General features: G+C 59.5%; 3 protein-coding genes. 2 read left to right on the forward strand and 1 reads right to left on the reverse strand.

Going from position 1 to position 4,157, the window contains the following annotated elements; translation table 11 throughout:
• Positions 1 to 298 precede the first annotated feature (298 nt).
• Together FJ398_26425 and FJ398_26430 are read left to right on the forward strand one after the other, a co-directional pair.
• Positions 299 to 1,528, forward strand: coding sequence for an MFS transporter (locus FJ398_26425; protein MBM3841421.1), 1,230 nt, complete (start codon positions 299 to 301; stop codon positions 1,526 to 1,528).
• Between the two features lie 16 nt (positions 1,529 to 1,544).
• Complete coding sequence (locus tag FJ398_26430; GenBank protein ID MBM3841422.1) at positions 1,545 to 2,756, forward strand: molybdopterin molybdotransferase MoeA; 1,212 nt, start codon at positions 1,545 to 1,547, stop codon at positions 2,754 to 2,756.
• A 13-nt stretch (positions 2,757 to 2,769) separates the two neighbouring features.
• Here FJ398_26430 and FJ398_26435 read toward each other — a convergent pair whose 3' ends face one another.
• Positions 2,770 to 3,888, reverse strand: a complete 1,119-nt coding sequence (locus FJ398_26435; protein MBM3841423.1) for a hypothetical protein — start codon at positions 3,886 to 3,888, stop codon at positions 2,770 to 2,772.
• Positions 3,889 to 4,157 lie beyond the last annotated feature (269 nt).

Raw genomic sequence — 4,157 nt, forward strand, 5'->3', positions numbered from 1 at the left:
CTGGTCGCAAGAGGGGGCGGTGCAGGTGCAGGGGCTGAAGGAGGAAGTGACGGGGATCTGGGTGCGCTGGCCCGGCGGCAAGATCGTGAACGCAGAGGTTCCGAAAGGCGCCAAGGAGCTTGAGATCGATGCGGAAGGCAAGGCGCGCTTGATGCGTTGATGCCACTCAACTAATCCACACGGATCCAGCGAACGGGAGCCAGACGATTCGCTCAGAGACAAATCCACGTGCCGGATTGTCTGCAGACGCTTGGAGATTCATTTGCAGCCTTCCGCGTTCGGCGATTAATCTCCGCCCATGCATCGGGGCACGGATACCGAAGTCACTTACCGATACGAGCGTTGGCGGGCCGTTTCGAGCGGCATCCTGGAAACGGCAGGAACGACCTTCCTGCTGCTCATTGCCGTGCGCGCATTCAACACCGGAGCGACCGCGAAGGCCCTGGTCGCGGGCGGCGGAAGTCTCGGATTGGTGCTCACGCCAGTCGTCGTTTCGAGCGTCGCCGCGCTGGGCTGGACGACGGCGCGCGCGGCGTCGTGGCTGGCCGCCGCCGGCGCCACGTGCTTTCTGTTTATGGCGCTGGTTCCGATCTTGCCGGTCTTCGTTGTGGGCAGCGTTCTGGCGATGACGGCTTCCTCGGCGGCTGTTCCGCTTCTGACGCAGATTTACCAGGAGAATTATCCGGAGAAGACCCGCGGCCATCTGTTTTCGAGAACGGTCATGGTGCGAATTGCGACGGCGGCTTTGTTCAGCGAAGTCGCCGGACGCGTGCTGTCGGAGCACATCGACTATTTTCGCGGTTTGCTGGTCTTCTTTGCCGCGACGTTCGCGTTCGCGAGCTTTTGTCTGGCGCGGTACCCCTCGAGAATTCTTACGGTGCAAGGCGGGACCCATCCGCTCCGCGCCATGCGTTTTGCCCGCCAAGATCCTCTCTTTCGAAGAACGCTGATAAGCTGGATGCTGATGGGCTTCGCGAATCTCATGATGCTCCCGATGCGCGTCGAGTATCTGGCGAACCCGCAATACGGATTGGCCTTGTCCGTCGCCGAAGTCGCGTTCCTCACGGGCGTGATCCCGAACGCCGCGCGGTTGGTCATGAGCCCGATCTGGGGGTGGCTTTTTGACCGGACGAACTTCTTCACCTTGCGCGTTGTCCTGAATATCGGGTTTGCCATCGGGATCCTGAGCTTCTTTTTGAGTTCGAGCGTGACGGGATTGATTCTGGGCGCGGTCGTGTTTGGCATCTCGAACGCGGGCGGCGACGTGGCCTGGAGCCTTTGGGTCACGAAATTCGCGCCGCCCGAGCACGTCGCGGATTACATGTCGGTGCACACGTGCCTCACCGGAGTTCGAGGCATGCTGGCGCCGCTGGTCGCGTTTCATTTGGTGCGGGAAGTCTCGGTGGAAATGCTGGGCGGCATTGCGGCTGGATTGATCGGGATCTCATGTCTCCTGCTCGTCCCGGAAATCAAGGTGGGCGGCACGGGCCGGCCTGCCAAGGCGCTGGTTGAAGAGGTGTCGGATTGATGCAAAGGACCTTGCCATGTTGAAAGTCGAAGACGCACAAAAGCAAATTCTCTCCGGAATCACGCCTTTGCCCAAAGAGACCGTGCCGTTGCGCGAGGCCTTGGGCAGGATTCTCGCCGCTCCGGTGTTTTCCCCAATTGATCTGCCTCTCTTCGACAACTCCGCGATGGACGGGTACGCCGTCGTGGCTCAAGACCTCCGCAACGCGTGCGGTTCGGGCCCGGTGGGCCTTCGCTTGATTGGCCGCATTGCCGCGGGCGAAGTTTTCAGGGAGCGCGTTTTGCCGGGAACTTGTGTCCGGCTCTTTACCGGCTCCCCGTTGTCCGAAGGCGCAGATGCGGTGATCATGCAAGAAGACACACGGCCGGATCCGGCGGATCCCGGCAGAATCCTCTGCCTCGACGCGGTGAAGCCCTGGGAGAACGTTCGCTTGAAGGGCGAGGACGTGAAGTGTGGCACGGCCCTCATCGCGGGAGGGGAGCGACTGACGACCAGCCGCGTGAGTTTGCTCGCGGCTGCCGGCGTGACGGAAGTCAGCGTCGGGCGCCAGCCCGTCGTGGGTTTGATGGCCACAGGCAGCGAACTGGTTGAACCGGGGCAGAAGCTCGGTCCAGGGCAGATCTACGAGAGTAATCGTATTGGCCTGGCTGCGTTGGTTTCCCAGGCCGGCGGACGGGCGCGGATTCTGCCTCTCGTGAAGGATACGCTGGAGGCCACGCAAGCCATGCTGGAGCAAGCGTTCAATGAGTGCGATGTCGTGGTGAGCACCGGTGGCGTATCGGTTGGTGAATTTGATTTCGTGAAAGCAGCTTGTGAGAAACTAGGCGGGGAGCTTGCGTTCTGGAAAGTCGCCATGAAGCCCGGAAAACCGTTCGCGTTCGGATGTTGGCGCGGGAAATTCCTCCTCGGCCTGCCTGGCAATCCGGTGTCTTCGTTCGTGACTTTTCTGATTCTGGCGCGCCCCGCCCTGCTTCGTTTTCAAGGCGCCTCATCGGTCCATCTGCCAAGTCATCCGGGCGTGCTCGCGGACAAGCTCGTGAATCGCGGCGATCGAAGGCACTTTGTCCGAGTCAAAGTGGAGAGCGACGGGACGGTCCGATTGGCTGGAATCCAGGCCTCGCACGTGTTGAGCTCCCTGGCCTGCGCGAATGGATTGGTGGATATTCCGCCCGACGCCAAATGGGAAGCCGGCCAAAGCGTTTCTGTGCTCCGATGGGAACAGGATTAGGGATCACTCCCGGCTAGAACTTCCGCCGCGGAATTTCCAACACCGGCGGCTTCGCTTCTGTGATTCGCGCGGGGGCAGGAGCGACGATTGAGGGAGTCAAACTCGAAGAACCGAGCACTTTGGTGTTGAGGTTATCGAGAAAACTCGGACGAGAAGCCCGGCCAAATCCTGCCGAGGATTCTGCGCCGATCGCGGAAATCGCCGGCCCGACTGAGTTGTCCAGCCGTGTTCCTTTGACCGGGTTGATTTCCTGGCGTGTTCTGTCGGTGAGGGCATTGATCGGATCGTTAACCGGCTTTTGAATCGCGGATGGGCCCTTCAACAGCTTCTCGAACTCCAGCGCGCGCAATTCTTGTTCGCGGGTTCTCCCGGACTGGCTGGTTATGGTTCGATTGTAGAACTGGCCGGGGCCCCGGGCATCCGGCGACCGGAGCATGCCTCCGGGCATGCGTGAGAATGGGTCGGTGACTTGCGTTGGATGGAGAAGATTGTTCAGATTCAGATCGGCAATCGATCCATTGTTGCTCTCCTCGTCAATGCCGCTACCGGTCTGGGAGCGTTCGCGAAGCCGTGAGAAGGGGTCAGCGGCCATGTCCTTTCGGTCCCACTCGAGTTCCCGGCGAGACAAAGGCCGGTCCAACAAGCTGCCGGGGGACTTTTGTGTCTCTCGGTCGGACGTTCCCCCCCACGAATCATCCAGGCTCCCTTTCGGCCGTTTTTCCAAATTCTCGTACTTGTATTCGCGCACTCCGAAGATTTGCTTCAAGATGGCATCCTTATCGAAGTTCCCGGAAGTGCTTTTGAGCCAGTCCGTCTTGTCGAGTCGATCTTTGTTCAACGGGGACGTCTGAACGGGAGGGGGCAGATCAGGAATGAGCGAGCCTCCGCCACCGCCGCGCGATTTCAAGAAATCGAGCGGTTTGGAAAACAAGTCGTCCTTGGGAACACGGCTAGGCAGGTCGATCTTCTCGGTGCCTTCGGTGATTTGGATTTTCTCTCCAGCCGTAACCACGCCGGTGAGGCAAAGGAACAGCACTCCCGCCACCAAAACGGGATTCCGTCCCTTGTTCGGAGCGTTGCCGGATTTCGCTGGTCCGTTCAAAACCTCAAGACAATTCACAGTGCCCGTCATTATAGACCAAATTGGCTGTTTGTAAATGCTGAGATGACAGGAATGACAGGAATCTTATCGAGATTATGGCGGAGTCCCGAGGTAGGAAAATCATTGCGGCTGAGGAAGCTGGTATTTTGAGCTGGACAACGGTCTGCACTAATTTTATCAAAAGGGCCGATGAAAACAAAACATCGGCCGATTTTAACCGAGGCGCAGCAAGCCCTGCTGGACGGGGTCCAAGTGCGCCTGATCCAGTCCGACGAACGCGAGAAGTTCGATCAGATCCT

The organism is Verrucomicrobiota bacterium, assembly GCA_016871535.1.
In the GTDB taxonomy this organism is placed as follows: Bacteria; Verrucomicrobiota; Verrucomicrobiia; order Limisphaerales; family SIBE01; genus VHCZ01.

What these genes read in the sequence shown, in the direction of transcription:
- FJ398_26425 (MBM3841421.1), top strand. Translation starts at nt 299, where the DNA reads ATGCATCGGGGCACGGATACCGAAGTCACTTACCGATACGAGCGTTGG.
- FJ398_26435 (MBM3841423.1), bottom strand. Translation starts at nt 3,888, where the DNA reads ATGACGGGCACTGTGAATTGTCTTGAGGTTTTGAACGGACCAGCGAAA.
- FJ398_26430 (MBM3841422.1), top strand. Translation starts at nt 1,545, where the DNA reads ATGTTGAAAGTCGAAGACGCACAAAAGCAAATTCTCTCCGGAATCACG.